Source organism: Chloroflexota bacterium, from assembly GCA_016235055.1.
Taxonomy (GTDB): domain Bacteria; phylum Chloroflexota; class Anaerolineae; order JACRMK01; family JACRMK01; genus JACRMK01.
Genome location: JACRMK010000020.1, coordinates 79,074 through 99,784 on the forward strand (window position 1 = coordinate 79,074; position 20,711 = coordinate 99,784).

General features: G+C 65.8%; 17 protein-coding genes. 8 read left to right on the forward strand and 9 right to left on the reverse strand.

Features of this window, described 5'->3' with window-relative positions; translation table 11 throughout:
• Positions 1 to 113 precede the first annotated feature (113 nt).
• From HZB53_05505 to HZB53_05535, 7 genes are all read right to left on the reverse strand, one after another.
• On the reverse strand, positions 114 to 1,322 hold the full coding sequence (locus HZB53_05505) for a class I SAM-dependent methyltransferase (GenBank protein MBI5877089.1): 1,209 nt from the start codon (positions 1,320 to 1,322) through the stop codon (positions 114 to 116).
• A gap of 9 nt (positions 1,323 to 1,331) precedes the next feature.
• Complete coding sequence (locus tag HZB53_05510) at positions 1,332 to 1,823, reverse strand: hypothetical protein (GenBank protein ID MBI5877090.1); 492 nt, start codon at positions 1,821 to 1,823, stop codon at positions 1,332 to 1,334.
• A 19-nt stretch (positions 1,824 to 1,842) separates the two neighbouring features.
• Positions 1,843 to 2,979, reverse strand: coding sequence for a phosphotransferase (locus tag HZB53_05515; protein ID MBI5877091.1), 1,137 nt, complete (start codon positions 2,977 to 2,979; stop codon positions 1,843 to 1,845).
• A complete protein-coding gene (locus tag HZB53_05520; GenBank protein ID MBI5877092.1) occupies positions 2,976 to 3,401 on the reverse strand; it encodes a VOC family protein in 426 nt (141 codons plus the stop codon). The genes HZB53_05515 and HZB53_05520 overlap by 4 nt, the downstream gene beginning before the upstream one ends.
• Positions 3,402 to 3,867: 466 nt before the next feature.
• Positions 3,868 to 4,629: a fumarylacetoacetate hydrolase family protein gene (locus HZB53_05525; protein MBI5877093.1), complete on the reverse strand. Its 762-nt coding sequence runs from the start codon at positions 4,627 to 4,629 to the stop codon at positions 3,868 to 3,870.
• A gap of 60 nt (positions 4,630 to 4,689) precedes the next feature.
• On the reverse strand, positions 4,690 to 6,582 hold the full coding sequence (gene acs / locus HZB53_05530) for an acetate--CoA ligase (protein ID MBI5877094.1): 1,893 nt from the start codon (positions 6,580 to 6,582) through the stop codon (positions 4,690 to 4,692).
• Positions 6,583 to 6,924: 342 nt separating this feature from the next.
• The gene (locus HZB53_05535) at positions 6,925 to 7,143 is read right to left on the reverse strand and encodes a cold-shock protein (GenBank protein MBI5877095.1); all 219 of its coding nucleotides are present in this window, start codon (positions 7,141 to 7,143) and stop codon (positions 6,925 to 6,927) included.
• Positions 7,144 to 7,371: 228 nt separating this feature from the next.
• On the opposite strand from HZB53_05535, the gene HZB53_05540 reads away from it, so the two are divergent.
• From HZB53_05540 to HZB53_05575, 8 genes are all read left to right on the forward strand, one after another.
• Positions 7,372 to 8,835 (forward strand): FAD-binding protein, encoded by a 1,464-nt coding sequence (locus HZB53_05540; protein MBI5877096.1) that lies wholly within the window; start codon positions 7,372 to 7,374, stop codon positions 8,833 to 8,835.
• Between the two features lie 154 nt (positions 8,836 to 8,989).
• Positions 8,990 to 10,012, forward strand: coding sequence for an adenosine deaminase (add, locus tag HZB53_05545; GenBank protein ID MBI5877097.1), 1,023 nt, complete (start codon positions 8,990 to 8,992; stop codon positions 10,010 to 10,012).
• Between the two features lie 9 nt (positions 10,013 to 10,021).
• Positions 10,022 to 11,239 (forward strand): FAD-binding oxidoreductase, encoded by a 1,218-nt coding sequence (locus HZB53_05550; GenBank protein ID MBI5877098.1) that lies wholly within the window; start codon positions 10,022 to 10,024, stop codon positions 11,237 to 11,239.
• 111 nt (positions 11,240 to 11,350) lie between these two features.
• Positions 11,351 to 12,856, forward strand: a complete 1,506-nt coding sequence (locus HZB53_05555; protein ID MBI5877099.1) for a hypothetical protein — start codon at positions 11,351 to 11,353, stop codon at positions 12,854 to 12,856.
• A gap of 143 nt (positions 12,857 to 12,999) precedes the next feature.
• Positions 13,000 to 14,250 (forward strand): 4Fe-4S dicluster domain-containing protein, encoded by a 1,251-nt coding sequence (locus tag HZB53_05560; GenBank protein ID MBI5877100.1) that lies wholly within the window; start codon positions 13,000 to 13,002, stop codon positions 14,248 to 14,250.
• Positions 14,247 to 15,023, forward strand: a complete 777-nt coding sequence (locus tag HZB53_05565) for a hypothetical protein (GenBank protein ID MBI5877101.1) — start codon at positions 14,247 to 14,249, stop codon at positions 15,021 to 15,023. Before HZB53_05560 ends, HZB53_05565 begins: the two co-directional genes overlap by 4 nt.
• Positions 15,024 to 15,501: 478 nt before the next feature.
• Positions 15,502 to 16,641: an acyl-CoA dehydrogenase family protein gene (locus tag HZB53_05570; GenBank protein MBI5877102.1), complete on the forward strand. Its 1,140-nt coding sequence runs from the start codon at positions 15,502 to 15,504 to the stop codon at positions 16,639 to 16,641.
• A 20-nt stretch (positions 16,642 to 16,661) separates the two neighbouring features.
• Entirely contained in the window at positions 16,662 to 17,186 is a 525-nt protein-coding gene (locus HZB53_05575) for a hypothetical protein (GenBank protein MBI5877103.1), read from the forward strand.
• Between the two features lie 160 nt (positions 17,187 to 17,346).
• Here the strand turns inward: HZB53_05575 and rpoD are convergent, their stop codons facing one another.
• Together rpoD and HZB53_05585 are read right to left on the reverse strand one after the other, a co-directional pair.
• Entirely contained in the window at positions 17,347 to 18,648 is a 1,302-nt protein-coding gene (gene rpoD, locus HZB53_05580; GenBank protein ID MBI5877104.1) for an RNA polymerase sigma factor RpoD, read from the reverse strand.
• Positions 18,645 to 20,549, reverse strand: coding sequence for a DNA primase (locus HZB53_05585; GenBank protein ID MBI5877105.1), 1,905 nt, complete (start codon positions 20,547 to 20,549; stop codon positions 18,645 to 18,647). The genes rpoD and HZB53_05585 overlap by 4 nt, the downstream gene beginning before the upstream one ends.
• Between the last annotated feature and the right edge of the window lie 162 nt (positions 20,550 to 20,711).

The following is a 20,711-nucleotide window of genomic DNA, read 5'->3' on the forward strand; positions in this document are numbered from 1 at the left end:
CTCCGCGAATAACACGAATCTGCGCGAATAAGCGGCCTGATTCATTTCGTGTTTCTTCGTGTCATTTCGTGGACAAAAGATTGGCGAAGATTCGCGTTATTCGCGGATGAGCTTTATACCCGGCAGACAAGCCCCTTCAGGTAGAACCCTTCCGGAAAGGTCAGGCGCATCGGATGGTCGCTGGCCTGCGTGAGCCAGCGAATCACCTGCGCGTCGCGCCTGGCGTCGAGCGCCGCGCCAAATACGACCTTCTGGAATAGGTCGGCCGAGACGATGCCGGAGCAGGAGAAGGTGACAAGATGACCGCCCGGCCGCAGCAGTCGGAACGCCAGCCAGTTGATGTCCTTGTACGCGCGCGTCGCCTTGTTTATCTGTATCTGCGTCTGCGCGAACTTCGGCGGGTCAAGGATGATCAGGTCAAACGTCTGCCCGCTGTCGCGGAACTCGCGCAGCACCTTGAACACGTCGCCCTCGCGCAGGCCATCGGCGGTCAGGCCGTTCAGCGCCAGATTGCGCGCCGCCAGCGCCAGCATCGGCCCCGCCGAGTCCAGGCTGACCACGCTGCGCGCACCCGCGCCGAGCGCCGCGATCGTGAACGCGCCGGTGTATGCGAACGCGTTCAGCACGTCGCAGCCGTTCGCCAACTCGGCGACGATGCGGCGGTTGTCGCGCTGGTCGAGGTAGAAGCCGGTCTTATGGCCGTGGACGATATCCACGCCGTAGCGGCGCGGCTGCATGACGCCGTTGGCGTCCGGCAGCGATTCGCCGATCTCGATCGTCTCCGGCGGCGCGTCGCCGGCCAGCACACCGGTCGCCGCCTTCAGCCCCTCTTTGCCGCGCACGTCCACATCGGAGCGCTCGTATACGCCGCGAATGCCAGGCTGCGCCGCGACGGCTTCCACGATCGCCGCTTTCCAGTGATCCGGCCCGGCGCTCAGGAACTGGCAGACGGCAAACGCGCCGTAGCGGTCAATGATCAGGCCGGGCAGTCCGTCGCTCTCGGCGTTCACCCAGCGCACGGCATCGGTCACGCGCGACAGCGCGGCGCGCGCGGCGATCGCGCGCTCGATCTGCCGCGCGAAAAACGCCGCGTCGACCGCCTCCGCTTCGTCCCACGTCCAGACACGCGCGACGATCTGCGACTTCGGGCTGAAGGCGGCGCGCGCCAGGAAGTCGCCGTTGGCGGCGCGCACGGTCACCGTGTCGCCCGCCTGCGGGTTGCCGGTCACGCTGGCGGCCGCGCCGCTGAAGACCCAGGGATGCCGCTGGCGCACCGACTTGTCGCGGTCCGGCCTGAGCGTGACGGCCAGTTCGTTGGTCATGGCGCGGTGCTAGCCGATCCGCACATGATGCACGGTCAGGCTGCCGCGCCGCTCGCGGGTCACGCCGAGCACGCGCGCGTCGCCGATCAGCGGCGAGGTCGTGACATGCTGCTGTACCAGCAAACCGAGCGGCATGGCGATGATCAGCGCCATCGTCGAGGCGATGATGACGCGCGGCAGCTTGCTGATCGTACCGCGCCCCATGCTGGCCAGCCACGCCACCGCGCCGACCACCGTGCCGGCCGTCGCGAAGTTCGTGCCGCAGTTGGGGTGAATGACCAACTGGCTTTCGCCGGCCCGCAGCCGGGCCAGCGCCTCGTTAGCGGCCGTCTCGACATCTTCCGTCGCCACCTCGCCCAGCAGGTTGAAGCCCTCCAGCGTTGCATGACCCGCGATGGCCAGCGGGCGCCCGCGCGACGCCAGCACATGGATTGTCGCGTGTTCCGCCCCATGGTTGCGCCGGATCGTCGAAACGACCGGCACCGTGTCCAGCACATTCATCGCAAGCCTCCTGTCACGCTCACGAGCCGATCCAGTGACCCGCCCGGATGATTTGATCCGACCACCACGCCAGCGCGCCTTCCGCCTGCGCGCGCACGGCCGCATCGTCGCTCTGCGTTTCCAGCGCGACCTTCCAGGCGATGCGCATCGCGCCGCCCGCCAACAGTCCAACTTCCGAATCGCGCGCCCACGCGGCCGGCTGATACGGGTAGGCAAACGTCGCCAGCGAGTCCTTGTACGCCTGCAAGACCTCTTCCGGGCCGAACGGCGTGCGCGCCGCGTTGATGCCGATGAAGTAACCGAGGTCGAGCAGGGGCGAGCCGAACGTCGCATCCTGCCAGTCGAGCACGATGGTGCGCGGCTCCGGCGTCCAGGCCGGCAGGCCGTCCGCCGCGGGCGACGGCGCCGGGGGCGGCACCCAGCGTCCCAGGTTGGAGAACTTGAAGTCGCCGTGCACGAGCGTGCGCGGCGCGCGGGCGATCACGCGCAGCAGCGGCCGCAGGTCGCTCTGCAGGCGCTTGATGATGCGCGCCGCCTCGGGTTTCGCCACATCGGCAAATACCTCCCAGCCGCGCGCAGCCGATTCGAGCACCGGATGGCTGCGCCCGGCGTCGATCTCACGGCGCACGTAGGCGGGCGAGAGGATCATGATGAAATCGCGCAGCGACGACAGGCCGAGCGCCGGCTTGAGCAGCGACTCGTCTTCCATGAAGCGCGCATGAATCGCCGCCAGGTGGTCGAGGAAGCGCTTCACGTCGGCGGCCGGCAGCGGATCGGGCCCGGTCGGCACCAGCGAGTCGCTCACGTCCACCATCAGGCTGGCCCACGATTTGCCGTCGCGCGCGGCGGCGACGACCGGCACAATCGCCAGGTCAGGCACACGGGTGTAGACGTTGCCGCGGAACAACTGCACCTCGCGCACCTCGTAGTCCTGCGTCAGGCGCATGACCCAGTCGCGCTCGAACGAGAAGCGTTTGAGCACGAAGTGGATGGCACGCTCGGACGTAATGGCGCGCACCGACTCCAGGGTGTTGCCCGAGAAGTGCGGCGCGGCGAGCGGCGCGACCTCGACCGACTCGACCGGCTGGCCGGTCACCGCCGAGAGCACGTCGCGGCTGAGCAGTTGCTCGACCGATTCGAGAATGCGGCTGCTCATGGGTAGCGATCCGACTCCGCAAGCTGAACGATCGTGCCGTGCGCGCTGACCGGCGAGATGAACGCCTCGCGCCAGCCGGGGTTGCTGTAATCTTCGCCCACGACGCGATAGCCCAGGCCGCGCAGGTGCGCGACGCACTGCACCAGGTTCTTGACGATGAACGTCAGGTGATGCACGCCGGAGCCGCGTTCGCGCAGGAACTTGTGCATGAACGAGTCGTCGCCGAGCGGCGCGATCAGCTCGATCTTGCTGCCGTTCGGGTATTCCAGTTGTAAAGCCTGAAAACCCTTTTCCAACGCAATACCGCTGCCGACCTGCTTGCCGCCCAGCAGGTCGCGGTACAGCGGGAGGGCATCCCCGATATTAGCCACGCCGATGGCGGTGTGGTCAAACTTGACGATGTAATCGCGAATGTCGAACATGAGACCTCGTTCGGGTGAGTTTGAAGTAGCAGAGTTGATTATAGCAAAGTGCTCGCGCAGCGTACGAAGGCCCGCGCAGGGCAAACTGACACACGGTTGGAGCCCACCCGCACGTCATAGCCGAAGTTCCATAAAAGGTCATCGCGAGCAGGCGTTGTGTGCCGACGAAGCAATCTCGGCAGGCGTGGCAATGAGATTGCTTCGTCGCAAACGTCGCTCCTCGCAATGACGGTTGGGGCGCTCCGCCAGAACGGCCATCGGCGGCATTTTTCCGGCGCACCCGACGCGCAGGCGCCGAGCTTTTCGCAGCGCCATCCCCAACTTGCAAGTACTCTTCGACTAGCAGGGTACGCAGGCGTGGCGAACACCCGAAGCCCGCGCAACAAGAGAGACGCGCCAGCGCGGGTCATACGGCCACCCGCGCCGCGCGTCTCTGCACGCGGTTACCTGCACGCCAGGAGGGCGCTTATTCTTCCGCGACGATCGGGTTCGACAGCGTGCCGATGCCGCTGATCTCGACTTCGCAGACGTCGCCCGGGTGGAACGCTTCCGGCGTGCCCGGCGTGCCGGTGTAGATCACGTCGCCCACGTCGAGCGTCATAACCTTGCTGACTTCCTCGACGATCTGGTGCGGGTTGAATAGCAGGTCGGAGGTCGTCTGGTCCTGCTTGACGACGCCGTTGACGCGCGTCACGAGTTGCGCGTTCATGAAATCGAATTCGGTCTCGATGCACGGGCCGAACGGGCTGAACGTGTCCGACGACTTCGCGCGCGCCCACTGCAGGTCGCCGCGCTGCCAGTCGCGCTCGCTCACGTCGTTGCCGCAGGTGTAGCCGAAGATGTAGTTCTTGGCGTCCTCGGCCTTGATGTGCTTGCCCTTCTTGCCGATGATCAGCACCAGCTCGCCTTCCGGCTCGATCTTCACCTGGCTGCTCGCCTTCGGCAGCACGATCGGGCCGCCCGGATTCTGGATCGAGGTCGGCGTCTTGATGAACATCTCCGGCTTGGCGGGTGCGGGCCGGTTGCCGATGTGGCTCTTGTAGTTCAGGCCGATGGCGATGATCTTGCCGGGCTTGACCGGCGCGAGCAACTCGGCGCGCGACAGCGCGACGCGCTTGCCGGTCTTCTTGTGCTTGCCGAAGATGCTGCCCTGCAGTTCGAGAATCTTGCCGTCCTGCAGGATGCCGTACGAGGTCTTGCCGTTAGCCTTGTAGCGTACGTATTTCATGCTGTGACTCCTTGTCGGAATTGGTGAAAGCGCGGCTGGCGTCCGCCGCGGTGGATGGGCTTACTCTTCCAGTGTCGTCAGGTCGCCTTCGGGCAGGCCCTGCGCGCGCGCCTTCAACACGCGGCGCATGATCTTGCCGGAGCGCGTCTTGGGCAGGCTCGGCACGAACTCGACCTTCTCGGGCCGCGCGATCGGGCCCAGTTCCTTGCCGACGTGCTGGCGCAGCTCTTCCGCCAGTTCCGGCGAGCCGCTAAAGCCGCTGCGCAGGATCACATACGTATGGATCGCGTTGCCTTTGATCTCGTGCGGCAGGCCGATGGCGGCCGCCTCGGCCACGGCCGGATGGCTGACGAGCGCGCTCTCGACCTCGGCGGTGCCGAGCCGGTAGCCGCTGACCTTGATCACATCATCGACGCGGCCGATGATCCAGAAGTAGCCGTCCTCGTCCATGCGCGCCGAGTCGCCGGTCGTGTAGACGCCGGGGTACTTGCTCCAGTACTGGTGCACATAGCGGTCGGGGTCGCGGTACAGCGTGCGCAGCATCGACGGCCACGGCCGCTTGAGCACGAGGAAGCCTTCCTCGTTCGGCTTGGTCGGCTGGCCCTCTTCGGTCAGGATTTCGGCCTGCTGGCCGAAGAACGGGAGCGTGCCGGAGCCCGGCTTCAGCGGCAGCGACGGCACCGGCGTGATCTGGAAAGAGCCGGTCTCGGTCTGCCACCAGGTGTCCATGATTGGGCAGCGCCCGCCGCCGATGTTTTTGTGGTACCAGCGCCACGCCTCCGGGTTGATCGGTTCGCCCACGGTGCCGAGCAGGCGCAGCGACGACATGTCGTGCCGGGCCGGCCACTCCTCGCCGAAGCGCATGAAGCCGCGAATCGCCGTCGGCGCGCAGTAGATCACGGAGACGCGGTGTCGCTCGATGATGTCCCACCAGCGATCCGGCTTCGGGTAGGTCGGCGCGCCCTCATACATGATGCTCGTCGCGCCGAGGATCAGCGGCGCGTACACGATGTACGAATGGCCGGTCACCCAGCCGGGGTCGGCGGCGCACCACCAGCGATCGTCGTCGCGCAAGTCGAAGACGTACTTGAGCGTGGCTGCGATGGCGACTGCGTAGCCGCCGTGCGTGTGCACGATGGCCTTCGGCTTGCCGGTCGTGCCCGAGGTGTAGAGCATGTACAGCATGTCCTCGGCATCGAGCTGCGCGGTCTCGCACTTGTCGCTGGCGTCCTTCATCAGGTCGTGATACCAGAGGTCGCGGCCTTCCTTCATGTTGACCGGCTCGCCGGTGCGGCGCACGACGACCACATGCTTGACGACGCCGGAACGCTCCAGCGCCGCGTCGGTAATATTCTTCAACTCGACGATCTTGCCGTTCAGCCGCGCGCCATCCTGTGTGATGGTGACCTTCGACTCCGAGTCGACGATGCGGCCGGCCAGCGCGTCCACCGAGAAGCCGCCATAGACGACCGAGTGCACCGCACCGATCTTCGCGCACGCCAGCATGGCGATAGCGATCTCCGGCACGCGGCCCATGTAGATCGTCACGCGGTCGCCCTTCTCGACGCCGAGGCCTTTCAGCACGTTGGCGAACTTGTTGACCTCGCGGTACACGTCGTGGTAGGTCAGCACGCGCTGCTCGCCGGGCTCGCCTTCCCAGATGAAGGCCGCCTTGTTGCGGCGCCAGGTCTGCATGTGGCGATCAAGCGCATTGTGCACGATATTGAAGCGCCCGCCCGTAAACCATTTGTAGAACGGTTTCTCGGAATCGTCGAGCACTTTCTCCCAGGGGCTAAACCACTCCAGTTCCTTCGCGCGGTCGGCCCAGAAACCGACATAGTCTTTGTCTGCCTGGCGGTAGAGCGTGTACGGGTCCTTAATGTACGCGCTGTCCACGACGGCCGGGTCGGGATACACCACTTCGCCGTGCAGCGCGGGCGGCTTGGGCGCGATGCGCCGCGGCGCGCGGGCGGCCGGTTTGCTGCGGGCGGCGGGTTTGCTCACGCGCGCTTTCCTGGCGGCTGGTTTACCGCGTACAGCTTTGGACTTGGCCGCGACCTTGGTCTTGGCTTTGGCTTTAGCAGGCACGCTAGTCTCCTCCTGATGGTGAATTGAACGGGTGCGGGGAACCGGAGCGTTCCGTTACCGGCAACGCTGACATTATAACCTACCCGCTAATTGGGCGTCAATCGGCCCGCCACGCAAAGGGCCATCTCCCGCCGGACGGCAAGAGATGGCCTGAGTGCTCGACAGCAAGAATAACCGGCAGGCGTGAGCGGCGCCTGCCAAGGCGAATTACGGGTTGAGCGGCACGACGTTGGTGGCCGAGAGGCCTTTGGCGCCGCGCTCGACCGTGAACTCCACGGCCTGGCCTTCACGCAGGGCTTTGTAGCCTTCCATGCTGATGGCCGAGAAGTGCACAAACACATCCTCGCCACCCTCCTGCGACAGAAAACCGTACCCCTTCGCGGCGTTGAACCACTTCACGGTACCCGTTACACGCTGACCTTCCATGCGTCCGACTCCTTTCGAGAAAATGTGCGAGGAACCGAAGCGGGTACCTGCGCGATCAACGGCGACGAAAAATCGCCCTTGGCACATGGGCGCCGCGGGCGACTGCATCGTGCCAACCGACTGGTACTTACCTCGTCCTTCGGCTGTAATGTAGCAAAAGCGTGCGCGCCTGTCAAATGGCGCAACCTGCGCACTGCACCCGGCCGCGCGCTATGCTATAATTCCGCTATGGAACATCAGGCTATTCTCGCTGCGCTGCGCGCCGTCCTCGGGCCGGACGGCGTGCTGCACGAACCCGCCGACCTCGCCCTGTACGAGTACGACGCCTCGATCGACAAGGGGCGCCCGGACTTCGTCGTGTTCCCGCGCACCACCGAAGACGTCGTCGCCATCGCGCAGATTGCCACGCGCGAGCGCATCCCGTTCTTCCCGCGCGGCGCCGGCACGGGGTTGAGCGGCGGCGCCGTCGCCGATCAGGGCGGCATCACGCTTGCCATGTCGCGCATGAACCACATCCTCGCGGTGGACCCGGTGAATATGCGCGCGACGGTGCAGCCCGGCGTCGTCAACGCCGACATCTCGGCGGCCGTCGCCGGATACGGGCTGTACTACGTGCCCGATCCCTCTTCGCAGCGCGCCTGCACCATCGGCGGCAACGTGGCCGAGAACTCCGGCGGCCCGCACTGCCTGGCTTACGGCATGACGACCAATCACGTCATCGGACTGGAGGTCGTGCTGCCCGACGGCGCCGTCATCGAGACCGACACCAACGCGCCCGGCTACGATCTGACCGGCGTGCTGGTCGGCAGCGAAGGCACGCTCGGCATCGTCACAAAATGTGTGATCCGGCTGATGCCGCTGGCGGAAGCCGTGCGCACCCTGCTCGTCGTCTTCGGCACGGTCGAACAGGCCAGCGAGGCGGTCAGCGCGATTATCGCCGACGGCACCATTCCCGCCGCGATCGAGATGATGGACAACACGGCGATTGTCGCGGTCGAGGCGGCCAAGCGCTGCGGCTACCCGACCGATGCAGCGGCCGTCCTGCTGATCGACGTGGAAGGCTTGAACGAAGGGCTGGACGAGTTGAGCGAGCGCATCGGCGCGATCTGCGAAGCCAATGGCGCGACCGATATTCGCGCGCCGCAGGGCGCCGCCGAACGCGAGAAATTGTGGTCTGGCCGCAAGGGCGCGTTCGGGGCGATGGGCCGCCTGGCCCCATCCTATTATGTGCAGGACGGCGTCATCCCGCGCAGCAAGCTGCCGCAGGTCTTGCGGCAGATCGGCGAGATCGGGCGCAAGAACGAACTGCGCATCGCCAACGTCTTCCACGCGGGGGATGGCAACCTGCATCCGCTGATTCTGTTCGACGAGCGCGATGAGGCGCTGACCATCAAGGTCATCGAAGCGGGCAATGAAATCCTGCAGGCGTGCATCGACGCCGGCGGCTCGATTACCGGCGAGCACGGCGTCGGCCTGGAGAAGCGCGACCTGATGGCGAAGCTGTACAGCGCCGACGACCTCGGCGCGATGACGCGGCTGAAGGCGGCGTTCAATCCCGACAACCTGCTCAATCCATGTAAGATGTTCCCGGCCACCAAGATGTGCATTGAGACGTGGCACCGCCGGCGCGAGATCATCCGCAGGCCGATCAAGGAACTGTCGGACGCATGGGGCGGGATGCCGATTCCCTAGAGCCGTTACCGATCAAGGTAGACACGACCGAAAGAAAAGCTCAACACAGAGACACGGAGACACAAAGAAAAAACCTCGTGGACCTTATGCTACGGTATAGAGGTTCTTGGCGCCTTTGTGACTTTGTATTAGATCTTCATCACCCAGATAACGCATGACGCATCCCAACGCAACATGGCATGACCGCGTGCCGAAAGTTGAACTGCACCTGCACCTCGAAGGCGCGATCCCGCTCGACGCGCTCTGGACGCTGGTGCAGAAGTACGGCGGCGACCCCGATGTGCCGGATGTGGCCGCGCTGCAAACCAAGTTCGTCTACCGCGACTTCCCACACTTCATCCAGACCTGGGTTTGGCAGACGCGCTTCCTGCGCGAGTACGACGACTTCACGTTCATCGCGGAAGCGATCGCGCGCGACCTGGCCGCTCAGAACGTGCGCTACGTCGAGGCGTTCTGCTCGCCGCCCGACTTCACGCGCCACGGCCTGCGCGCGCAGCCGCTAATCGAGGCGATTCGTACCGGGCTGGACCGCGTGCATGGCATCACCGTTCAACTGGTGCCCGACCTGGTGCGCGACTTCGGCCCGCTGCACGGGCTGCGCCTGCTCATGGAACTCGCCGAGCTCAAGGGCGCGGGCGTGATCGGCATCGGCATCGGCGGCTCTGAGCAGGCGTTCCCGCCGGAGCCGTTCGCCCCGGTCTACGCCGAAGCGCGGCGTATCGGCTTCCACACCAGCGCGCACGCCGGCGAGGCGGCCGGCGCCGCCAGTATCTGGGGGGCGCTGCGCGCGCTGAACCCCGACCGGATCGGCCACGGCACGCGCGCTGTCGAAGACCCGGCCCTGATCGACTATCTGGCGGAGCACCGCGTCCCGATCGAGTGCAACCCGCTCTCGAACGTGCGCACCGGCGTCATCCCGTCCGTGGACAAACACCCGGCGCGGCTCTTCTTCGAGCGCGGCATCCCGTTCAGCGTGAACACCGACGACCCAAAGATGTTCGGCAATTCGCTGGCCGACGAGTACCGCGCGCTGGAGCAGCACCTGGGTTTTTCGCGCGACGAGGTGCGGCAGGTCATTCTGAACGGCATCGAGACGGCGTGGCTGGAGCCGGACGCGAAGCGGCGGCTGGCCGCGGCGTTCCGCTCCGACCCAAACTGGCGCAACGACAGCGCATAGCACACCACCATGAACCTCATTACGCCGCAGATCATCGACAACGTCCAGCGCACGCTGGCGCGCGCCAGCGCGGACGGCCTGCGCCTGTCGCCGCGCGGCGGCAACACGTCGCAGGACCGCTTTCTGCCGCCCGCCGATGTGGACATCGCGCTCGACCTGACGCAGTTGAACCGCGTCGTCGAGTACGAGCCGGCCAACCTCACGATCACCGTCGAGGCCGGCATGACGCTGGCCGCCCTGCAGTCCCACCTGCGCGCGCAGCGCCAGTTCCTGCCGCTCGACCCGCCGCTGGCGGAGCGCGCGACGATCGGCGGCGTGCTGGCCGCCAACGCGCACGGGCCGCTGCGCTTCCGCTACGGCACCGCCCGCGACTGGCTGCTCGGCACGCGCGTGGTGCTGGCCGACGGCACCATCATCAAGGGCGGCGGGCGGGTGGTGAAGAACGTCGCCGGCTACGATATGCCGAAGCTGTTCATCGGCTCGCTCGGCACGCTGGGCGTCATCGCCGAGGCGACGTTCAAGCTCTCGCCGCTGCCGCCGGCCAGCCGCACGCTGATCGCGACATGCGAAACGCCGGCCGCTGCGACGGCGGCCCTGACCGTGCTCATGCGCGGCACGCCGCCGCCCAGCGCCGTCGAGATCGTCGATGCGGCGTCGGCGCGGGCCGTGCTGCTTGAGGCCGGCAGCGCGCCGTGGGCCGTCGTCGTGCAGTTTGCGAGCCTGCCCGCCACACTTGAACGACAAGCGAAAGATTTCGCGGCGCTCTGCGTAGAAAAAGAGCTGACCATCGCGGCCACATTCGAAGGCGCAGACGAAGAGCCGCTCTGGACGCGCATCCGCAACCTGCCCGCCACGCTGGCGAACCCGGATGCGGCCATCATCGAAATGCGCGTGCTGCCGACACAAGCCGCCGAGGCGGCAGGCAGACTGCAGACGCTGGCGAGCCAGTCGGGCGTGGACTGCGCGGTCTTCGTGCGCGCCGGGCAAGCGGTCTGGGCCGCGCTGCGCGGCGACCCGGCGGCAGTCGTGCAGACGATCGCCACCGCGCGCGACTGGCGCACCGCGCGGCAAGGCTACCTGGTCGTGCAGCGCCTGCCCGATGCCCTGCGCGGAACGCTCGACGTTTGGGGCCCGACGCGCGCCGACTTCGCGGTCATGCAGCATCTCAAGGCGCAGTTCGACCCATTGAACTTGTTAAATCCGGGCATCTTTGCCGGCGGACTGTAACAAAGTGAACCGTGAACAGTCAACAGTGGAGACCGAACACGCCAGTGCCCACTGTTCACTGTTTACTGTTCACTGCCCACTGTTCACTGTCTTGTCACAACGGAGTGACACATGCCTAATCCACTGGCCATTGGCCTGGCGATCAATCCTGGTTACGCCGACCAGAATGCACCGAGCGCCGGCGAGTTGCAGGCACTCGGCACGCGCTGGGTGCGTTTCCTGCTCAGCAACCGCATCGGCGCCAACGATCACGTCCAGAACTTCGACAGCGGACAGAACGGCGAGCTCGATCGCCTGCTGGCGCGGCTCGATGGAACCGGCGTGCAGGTGCTGGCGCTCATCAACCACGAGACGTTCTCGATCTCGCCCGGCGAGATGCGCGCCGACTGGAATGGGACGATCCAGCGGGTCGCCGGCATCGCCGAGCGGGTCGCGCGCTTCTATGGCAGCCGGATCGCGGCCATCGAAGTGCTGAACGAGCCGGACAACTGGGATCCCGGCACCGATTTTCATCGCTTCGGCGCGCAGGAGTACGGCGCACTATTGCGCGAGACGGTCCAGCGCGTGAAGGCCGTCAACCCGTCGCTCGCCGTCATCTCCGGCGGCTTGATTAGCCCGCTGACCATCTACCTGCGCGACATGCTTGCAGCGGCCGGCATCGCGCTGGACGGCGTCGGCTGGCACGGCTATCTGCGCTCGGCGAAGGGCTTTCCGTCGCCGGACTGGGGCGGGCCGGTGTACGGCCAGGACCTGGAAGCCGCGCTGCGCGAGGTGCGCGCGGTGGCGGGCGTGCCGATCTGGATCACGGAGATCGGCGTCTCGCTCGACCAGATCGGCGGCGAGTCGGCCGCGGCGGAATACGTCCGGCAAGCGCTGACCGCCGTGTACGATGTGGGCAGCGACGTGGCGTCGCACGTCTTCTGGTTCACATACCGCTTTCCGGCGACGCCGCACGAGCCGGGCCGTGACTACGGGCTGGTCTCGCCCGACGGCGCGCGCCGCCCGGCCTGGTCGGCCTTCGCCGGCGAAACGCGGCGCATCGGCGGACTGCCGCCGCGCCTGCCCCTGCCGCCCAGCCTGACCGGCGTGGAGCTTGCCCCGGCCACCATGACAGCCGGGCAGGTGCTGAACGTGAGCATCACGGTCAAGAACGACAGCGACGATCCGCTGCTGACGCAGGACCCGCCGCCCGGCTTCGTGTACGAGGAGGGCGACTCGTTCGAGTCGCGCGGGTTCACCGAACAACCGGGCGCGGTGCGCGTCGCCGTGGACTTCGACGGCCACGACGGCCTCGATCACCCGTATCGGTGGGGCCTCGGGCGAACGCTGCAGCCCGGCGAAACCGTGACAGTCACAGGCGGCATCCGCCTGCGCACGCCGCAGTCGCGCACGTACTATGCGGGGCTAGTGCGCGAGCATATCGCGTGGCTCGTCAGCCGCCAGGGCATGCAGACGATCCAGGTCGGCACGACGGGCCCGACCCGCGACGAACTGCAGCGCCAGATCAGTGCATTGCAGGCACAGATCAGCCAGTTGCAGGCGCGCATCACGCAGACGCGGCAGGAGAGCGAGCGGCTGACCGCGGCGGTCGCAGAAATCAAACGGCTAATTCAGTGAACACAAAGCAGTGAACAGTGAACAGTGAACAGTTGGCTCACGGTTGACTGTTCACTGTTCACTGATAACGGTGAGATGTGAGCAACCAGGCTGAACTGTCTTTGACCGGCTTCACGCCCGATGATCCGCCGAGCGCGACGGAGATGCTGCGCTGCACGCACTGCGGCATGTGCCTGAACGCGTGCCCGACGTACCGCGTGCTCGGCTGGGAGATGGATTCGCCGCGTGGGCGCGTGTACCTGATGCGCGGCGTGGCCGAGGGGCGTTACGAGGTGGACGCGCACTTCGCGCAGCACATGGATGCCTGCCTCGCCTGCCTTGCCTGCCAGACCGCCTGCCCGGCCACGGTCCAGTTCGGCCAGTTGGTCGAGTCCGCGCGTTGGCAGGTCACCCAGCATATGCCGCAGTCGCGCCTTGAGCGTTTCGTGCGCTGGCTTGTCTTCAAGCAGTTGTTCGCTAGCAATTTCAAGCTGCGGTTCGCCGCGTCGCTGATCCGGCTTTACCAGCAGAGCGGCATTCAATCCCTGGCTCACCGGCTGAAGCTGGTGCCGGCCAAACTGCGCGATTCGGAGCGGCTGCTGCCGCGCCTGCCGAGCCGCTTCACGCCGCTCGGTCGTATCTACCCGGCGTCCGGCCGGCAGCGCGGGCGCGTCGCCATGTTGTCGGGCTGCGTAATGGGCACCGTCTATGCGCCGGTCAATACGGCGACCATCCGCGTGCTGAACCGCAACGGCTTTGAAGTCGTGGTGCCGCGCGAGCAGATCTGCTGCGGCGCGCTGGCGGCGCACGCCGGCGAGCGGTCGACCGCCAAGGCGATGGCGCGGCGCAACATCGCGGCGTTCGCAGCCAACCCGCCATTCGACGCCATCATCGTCAACGCGGCCGGGTGCGGCGTATCCATGAAAGAGTACGGCGAACTGCTGAAAGACGACCCGGCGTGGCGCGAGCCGGCCGCGCAGTTCGCCCGCCAGGTGCAGGACGTCAGCGAGTTCCTGGCCGCGCGAGGCATCGAGCCGCCCACGCGCGCCATCCGCAAACGCATCACCTACCAGGACCCGTGCCACCTCGCGCACGGTCAGAACGTGCGCAGCCAGCCGCGCCAGTTGCTCGGCGCGATCCCGGGGCTGCAGATCATCGAGATGCGCGACTCCGACCGTTGCTGCGGCAGCGCCGGCATCTACAACATCACGCATCCCGACATCGCCATGCAGGTACTCGACGCGAAGATGGCCAACGCCGGCGCCACCCAGCCTGAGATCATCGTGACGGCCAATGCCGGTTGCATGCTACAATTACAGTTGGGCGTGCAGCGCGCGGGCATCAAAGCCGAGGTGATGCACGTCATCGAACTGCTGGACCGCGCATACGAAACCACGGAGGCACGTCACGCATGAGCCAGACCCAGGGCCGCTACAAGTCGCAATACGCCGACCGCGCCGTGCGCAACAAAGCGCAGGAGGTCAAGCAGTACCACAAGGACGACAGCCTGCCCGGCAAGCCGCTTTACCTGCTGATTCCCGGCGGTCTGTTTGCGCTGGCATCGCTCGCGCTGATCGTCTACGTCTGCTATGCGTGGCTGCTCGACGGCAGCATGGCCGATACACAGGCGACCAACTTCCTCTGTCTGCTCGCGCCGGTCTATATCGGCTCGGTGTTCCTGTTCTCCTACGGCTACGAGCTCTACGATGTGCCCAAGGCGCTCCGGCTGACCGCAGTCATCGTCTTCCTCACCGTGGCGGCCGTCGTCATCGTCGCCGTGCTGTTCGCGCTGCTGGGTGACAGCAAGGGCGGCTCATCGTCGAAGGGCAGCAGTTCGTCCAGTGGCTCCTCGTCCAAAGGTGGCGGCTCGGTGCTGGACGGCATTGGCAGCTTTGTTAGCGGCGGAAGTTCATCCAGCGGAGGCAGTTCGTACAGCGGCGGCAGCATGCCGATCTTCATGAACATCGGCGGCCCCGCGCAGACGGTAACGCACGAGGTCATCAGGGAAGTACCGGTGCCGACGGAGCCGCCGCCACCCCAGCCGGTGACCTGCCCGTTCTGCGGGCGCTCGTACATCCCGGCCGAAACGAAGTTCGCCTGCCCCAATTGCGGCGCGGCGACGCCGCAAGAGCTACTAGCGCCCGACGACCAGGGGCCTGCGCCCGATCACCCCGGCCCAGCGGCATAGCCACAACGCAGACCCTTCGGGTTTTGGAAACCCGAAGGGTCTACTGTTTTCACGTACTTGTTTACCGGGTAGTTGTCATGAGTGCCTGACCAGCCGTATTCAGCATGGGCACTGATCGATTGGTTGACCCGCTCGACCGCGTGGGATGGCGGCACGAGCAGACGCGCTCAAATACATCAACCCCACCCCCGACCCCTCCCCGCTTCGCAGGGAGGGGCGAAAAACAAATGGGATTGGCGCGGCGGCGAAGCCGCCGCGCCAATCCCCAGGAATGATTCCCCTTCTCCCCCGCAACGCGGGGGAGAAGGGGCCAGGGGATGAGGGGGCGGTGTGTACGGCAAGCCCCCAATTGAGAGTTCAATACGGGTCGTGCCAGAAATATAATATCGCGTGGTTGTCTGGGCCAAACATGCGGCAATGCCAATGAATACCCATCTGCAGACGCGGTAAACAATTATGTTTTCACGAGGAGCGCCTCATGGTTGACTTCCGGCTGAGCGACGAGCAGAAGGCGCTGCAGAAGCTGGCGCATGAATTTGCCGAGCAGGAGATCCGCCCGGTAGCCGCGGAGTACGACCGCAACGCGGAGTTTCCGTGGCCGGTGCTGCGCAAGGCGTTCGCGCTCGGCCTGATGAACATGAACATACCGCCCACGTACGGCGGTCCCGGCCTGGGCGTGCTGGATCAGGTCATCGCGCAGGAGGAGCTATCCTGGGGCTGCTCCGGCATCGCGGGGTCGATCTTCATCACAAGCCTCGCCGCGGGCGTCCTGCTGGCAGGCGGCAGCGACGAGCAGAAGTCCCACTGGCTGCCGCCGCTGGCGCGCGAGCTCACGCTGGCATCGTACGCCGTGACCGAGCCGGCCGCCGGCTCCGACGTGGCGGGCATTCAGACGACGGCGACGGCGCATGGCGGCGATTATGTGCTGAAAGGCAACAAGCGATTCATCACCGCGGGGGGCGTCTGCGACTGGACCATTGTCTTCGCGTACACTGACAAGGCGAAGGGGCACGACGGTATGAGCGCCTTTATCGTACCGCGCGCCAGCGCCGGGCTGTCCGTGCCGCGCAAGGAAGACATGATGGGCCAGCGCGCGTCCAACACGGCGGAAGTGGTGCTGGACAATGTCGTGGTGCCGGCCGCCAACCGGGTCGGGCGCGAGGGCGACGCCTTCCGCATCGCGATGGCCGCGTTCGACAAATCGCGGCCCGGCGTGGCCGCCTCGGCGATCGGCGTGGCGCGCGCGGCGATGGAGCACGCCGTCGGTTACGCCAAGCAGCGGCGCGCGTTCGGCGTACCGATCGCCCAGCACCAGGCGATCCAGTTCATGCTGGCGGAGATGCGCATGAATGTCGATGCCGCGCGGCATCTGGCGTGGCACGCGGCGTGGAAGGTCGACCAGGGCGAGCGCAACTCGCTCGAAGCGGCGGCCGCCAAGGCGTTCGCCGCCGACGCCTGCATGAAGGTGACGACCGACGCGGTGCAGGTTTTCGGGGGCTACGGCTTCTCGCGCGAGTACCCGGTCGAGAAACTGATGCGCGACGCGAAGGTGATGCAGATCTACGAGGGCACCTCGCAGATCCAGCGCATGATCATCGCGCGACAGATGCTACGGTAGCGGGCGAGCGGAGGTCAACCGTGCGTAATACGTTCGAGCCGAGCGAACAGCAGAAACGTACTGTGCTCGAGCACATTCATCACGAAATGCAGCAGTTGGCCTGGTTGTGCCAAATCGATCGCGGGAACAACATCGGCACGCCGAAAGCACAACCGGACGCCGCCCTTTGGAACGCCCGCATCGAAGCCATTCTCCTTCACGTGCGCACGCTGTTGGATTTCTTCGAGTGCTCCCAGCGGAAGCGCGCGAGTTACCCGTATCACGCCGACGACGTGATCTCGGAGGATTTCGGATTTGACCACGTGACGCCGTTGATCGAAAACCAATGGCGTGACCGGATCAACAAAGCACTGACGCATCTCACTTACTCGCATCCTCCGCTTGCGGACTTGAATAGAGAATGGGACTGGTCGAAGATCGTACCGCCCATCGCAAGGCAGTGCTGCAGGTTCATTGAACACATCGAAAAAGACCCGCGATATGTGTTGGAACCCGCTATACAATGGGGTGGCTTGAAACAGGCTCTGCGCGGATTGATTGTGTAGGGGCGAAGCATCGGCGGATGATAGTGGGCAATCTGCGTACTCGCGCCGATGCTTCGCCCCTACGAGCGCATCGTTATGCTGCAGTGCCTGCGCCGCATCGCGCCAAACTGTTCACTGCTGACGGGTTCACTGGCCGCGGCCAGCGCCATCTGGCTACTGCCTACGTCAGATAGTCCTTCAGCCGCCGGCTGCGCTGCGGGTGGCGCAGCTTGCGCAGCGCCTTCGCCTCGATCTGGCGAATGCGCTCGCGGGTGACGTTGAACTCCTGCCCGACCTCTTCCAGCGTGCGCGCCTGCCCGTCCTTCAGCCCGAACCGCCGCTCAATGACGGTGCGCTCGCGCTCGCTGAGGCCGTCCAGCACCTCTTTCATCTGCTCGCGCAGCAGTTGCAGCGACGCCGCGTCCACCGGACCGGGCACCGTCTCGTCCTCGATGAAGTCGCCCAGCGACGAGTTCTCCTCGGTGCCGATCGGCGTTTCGAGGCTCATCGGCTCCTGCGAAACGGAGAGGATACGTCGCACCTTGACCGCCATGCGGTTCAGCTTGCGTCCGAGCAGCGGGTCCATCGGCGTGCCGTTCAACCACGCACCCTCGACCGCCTTCTTCTCGGTCTCTTCCAGCATCCCCATTTCGAGCGCGATCTCCTCGTCGGTCGGCTCGCGGCCCAACTCCTGCTGCAGACGCCGCGAGACGCGCGAGACCTTGTTGATCGTCTCGACCATGTGCACCGGAATGCGGATCGTGCGCGCCTGGTCGGCGATGGCGCGGCTGATCGCCTGGCGAATCCACCAGGTCGCGTAGGTGCTGAACTTGAAGCCGAGCCGGTAGTCGAACTTCTCGACCGCGCGCATCAGACCGATGTTGCCTTCCTGGATCAGATCGAGGAACGACATGCCGCGCCCGACGAAGCGCTTGGCGACGCTGACGACCAGGCGCAGGTTCGCCTCCGACAGGCGCTTGCGCGCGCGCTGCCCGGCGTTCACCTGCTCGTGCAGTTTTTCAACCTCGTTGGCCGCATGGTGCCCGGCCTGCAGCTTCTGCATGGCGGCTTCGCCCTTGCGCATCGCCTTGGCCAGCATCACCTCGTCTTCGCCGGTCAGCAGCGGCTCGGCGCCGATCTCGCGCAGGTACATGCGCACCGGATCGGCGCTGATCTCCTCGTGCTCCGAGGCGAGCAGTTCGTTGACGACCTCGACGGCATCGGCTTCCGGCGCTTCCTCTTCGAGCTTTTTGATGAGTTCCGGCGACGGCTCGTCGAGGTCGATCTCATCCTCCGCCAGCACCCGGATGCCCTGCTGCTCAAGATACGCGTAGACCGGATCGTATGCCTCGGGATCGCCATCCAGCTCCGGAATGAGCTCGAAGATCTCTTTTTCGGTGAGGGCCTTGTGTTTCTCGGCCTTCGCCATCAGTTGTTCCAGTGCCGGGTACTTCTCCAGCACGCCCGTTTCGTTCTCGCTCATACCGTTTTCTCGTTCGCCGCGGATTCTGCGCGGCCCAGCATTGTACGCGCCCGGAGCGCCGACTGGGTCCAGTCCAACTGCTCAGTCGTCAGTGAGATCCGCTGGCGGTACTCCCGCAATTCGCCGGCATCGCCCGCGCCCTGCGCTTCGATTTCGAGGAAGCGCAGCCGGTTGATTAGCTGGCGCAGACCCTGCTCGCGCAAGCGCAGGACGGATTTTTCCAATTCTTCGACCATCAGGGGTTCGAAACGACGACCCAGGTCGACCAGCGCATCATAGCGCGCATGCAGGGCCTCGTTCAGACGCTGGCGCAGGCCGGCCGGCTGGCCGTCCCCCTCGCCTGGCTCCAGCGTCCGCAGCGATTCGTAAATCTGGCGATTCTCGCTCTGCACAAAATCGTCGGCCATGAGGCCCAGCCGCTCCACGCCGGTCAGTTCATCCGGATGTCGCAGCAGCATCGACAGGCAGAAATCTTCCAACCCGAGTCTCTGCAAGGTCCGAGGCTCCGGCGCGCTCGGTCCGGCCGCCGGCCGTGCCCGCGCCGGGCGCGGGGCCGGCTCGGTCGTGCGCGCCGCCATCTCGAGCAGTGCGCGCTCGTCAACACGCAGCCGGCGCGACAGTTCCTGCACGTAGTGCGCGCGCTGCACGCTGTCCGCCATCGAGCGGATCAGCGGCAGGAGTGTGCCGGCCGCCTCGGATTTGCCTTTGGCCGACGACAGGTCAAGCGGCGCGGTGACGATCTGAATGAGATAGTCTACCACAGGCAGCGACGTATCCAGCATCGTCTGCCACGCCGCGGGGTCCTCGCGCAGCAGGTCGTCGGGGTCGTAGCCCGACGGCAGAACCGCCACTCGGATCTCCGCCTGCAGGTGGCTCTCGAAGTCGACCAGGTTGCGACCGACGGGCACCGGCACGGCTTCTTTGTCGAGCGCGTCATGCGCGACGCTTAGCCCGCGGCGCATCGCCTCGAAACCCGCCGTATCAGCGTCGAGTGCAAGTATAAACTTTTTCGCCAATCTCTGCAAGGTTTTTAGCTGGCTCTCGGTCAGCGCCGTGCCCATCGCGGCGACGACGTTCTTGTGGCCCATCTGGTGCGCCATCAACGCGTCGACGTAGCCCTCGACGATGACGGCCGTATGACCCGCGCGGATGGCGTCCTTCGCCATGTCGATGCCGTACAACACGGCCGATTTCTCGAACAGCGGCGTCTGCGGCGAGTTGAGGTACTTCGGCTGCTGCTCGTCGGACAGCGCGCGCGCGCCAAAGCCGATCGTCTGCCCCTTGATGTCGCGGATCGGGAACATGAGCCGGTTGCGGAAGCGGTCGTACTGCCCGCCGCCCTCGCGCTCGCTCGCCAATCCGGCGTCGAGCACGTCCTTCGGCAGGAAGCCCTTGCCCGCCAGGTACTTGCCCAGCGCGTCCCACGACTCCGGCGCGAAGCCCAGCTGAAATGCAACGATCGACTCGCCGCTGATGTCGCGCCGCGATAGGTATTCGCGCACGCTCTGCGCGGCCGGGCTGTTGATGAGCAGGTTGTGGTAGTAGCGGACGGCCGACTCCAGCACGTCGCGCAGGCGGCGGATGCGCGCGTCCTCCTCGGCATCGGCCGGCACGCGCGCCTTCAGTTCGACGCCGGCGCGCCCGGCCAGCGTGCGGAGCGCCTCCGCAAACTCGACGTTCTCCCGCTTCATCACGAAGTTGAAGATATCGCCACCCGTTCCGCACGCGCCAAAGCAGTGCCACGTCTGCGTCTCCGGGAAGACGTAGAACGACGGCGTTTTCGTGTTGGCGTGGAACGGGCAGAAGCCGCTGAACGACTTGCCCGAGCGGCGCAGCTTCACGCTTTCACCGATGTACTCGACGATATCGAGTTTGGCTTTGATCTGCTCGACAGGTGTCATAAGGGCACGAGACCCTTCGTGTGGTGAACACCCGAAGGGTCTATCGGAAACAGAGACAACTCGCGTGGCGCCCGCCTCCCGCATAAGGCCGGGGGCAAGCGCCACGCGTCAATTTGACGGGTGGACGCGCTCTAGATCATTCTGCAAAAACATCGGGCACGC

Coding starts and splice junctions, on each gene's coding strand:
- HZB53_05555 (MBI5877099.1), top strand. CDS start 11,351: ATGCCTAATCCACTGGCCATTGGCCTGGCGATCAATCCTGGTTACGCC.
- HZB53_05550 (MBI5877098.1), top strand. CDS start 10,022: ATGAACCTCATTACGCCGCAGATCATCGACAACGTCCAGCGCACGCTG.
- HZB53_05560 (MBI5877100.1), top strand. CDS start 13,000: ATGCTGCGCTGCACGCACTGCGGCATGTGCCTGAACGCGTGCCCGACG.
- HZB53_05520 (MBI5877092.1), bottom strand. CDS start 3,401: ATGTTCGACATTCGCGATTACATCGTCAAGTTTGACCACACCGCCATC.
- HZB53_05535 (MBI5877095.1), bottom strand. CDS start 7,143: ATGGAAGGTCAGCGTGTAACGGGTACCGTGAAGTGGTTCAACGCCGCG.
- HZB53_05525 (MBI5877093.1), bottom strand. CDS start 4,629: ATGAAATACGTACGCTACAAGGCTAACGGCAAGACCTCGTACGGCATC.
- HZB53_05570 (MBI5877102.1), top strand. CDS start 15,502: ATGGTTGACTTCCGGCTGAGCGACGAGCAGAAGGCGCTGCAGAAGCTG.
- HZB53_05585 (MBI5877105.1), bottom strand. CDS start 20,549: ATGACACCTGTCGAGCAGATCAAAGCCAAACTCGATATCGTCGAGTAC.
- HZB53_05510 (MBI5877090.1), bottom strand. CDS start 1,823: ATGAATGTGCTGGACACGGTGCCGGTCGTTTCGACGATCCGGCGCAAC.
- add (MBI5877097.1), top strand. CDS start 8,990: ATGACGCATCCCAACGCAACATGGCATGACCGCGTGCCGAAAGTTGAA.
- HZB53_05505 (MBI5877089.1), bottom strand. CDS start 1,322: ATGACCAACGAACTGGCCGTCACGCTCAGGCCGGACCGCGACAAGTCG.
- HZB53_05515 (MBI5877091.1), bottom strand. CDS start 2,979: ATGAGCAGCCGCATTCTCGAATCGGTCGAGCAACTGCTCAGCCGCGAC.
- HZB53_05565 (MBI5877101.1), top strand. CDS start 14,247: ATGAGCCAGACCCAGGGCCGCTACAAGTCGCAATACGCCGACCGCGCC.
- HZB53_05540 (MBI5877096.1), top strand. CDS start 7,372: ATGGAACATCAGGCTATTCTCGCTGCGCTGCGCGCCGTCCTCGGGCCG.
- rpoD (MBI5877104.1), bottom strand. CDS start 18,648: ATGAGCGAGAACGAAACGGGCGTGCTGGAGAAGTACCCGGCACTGGAA.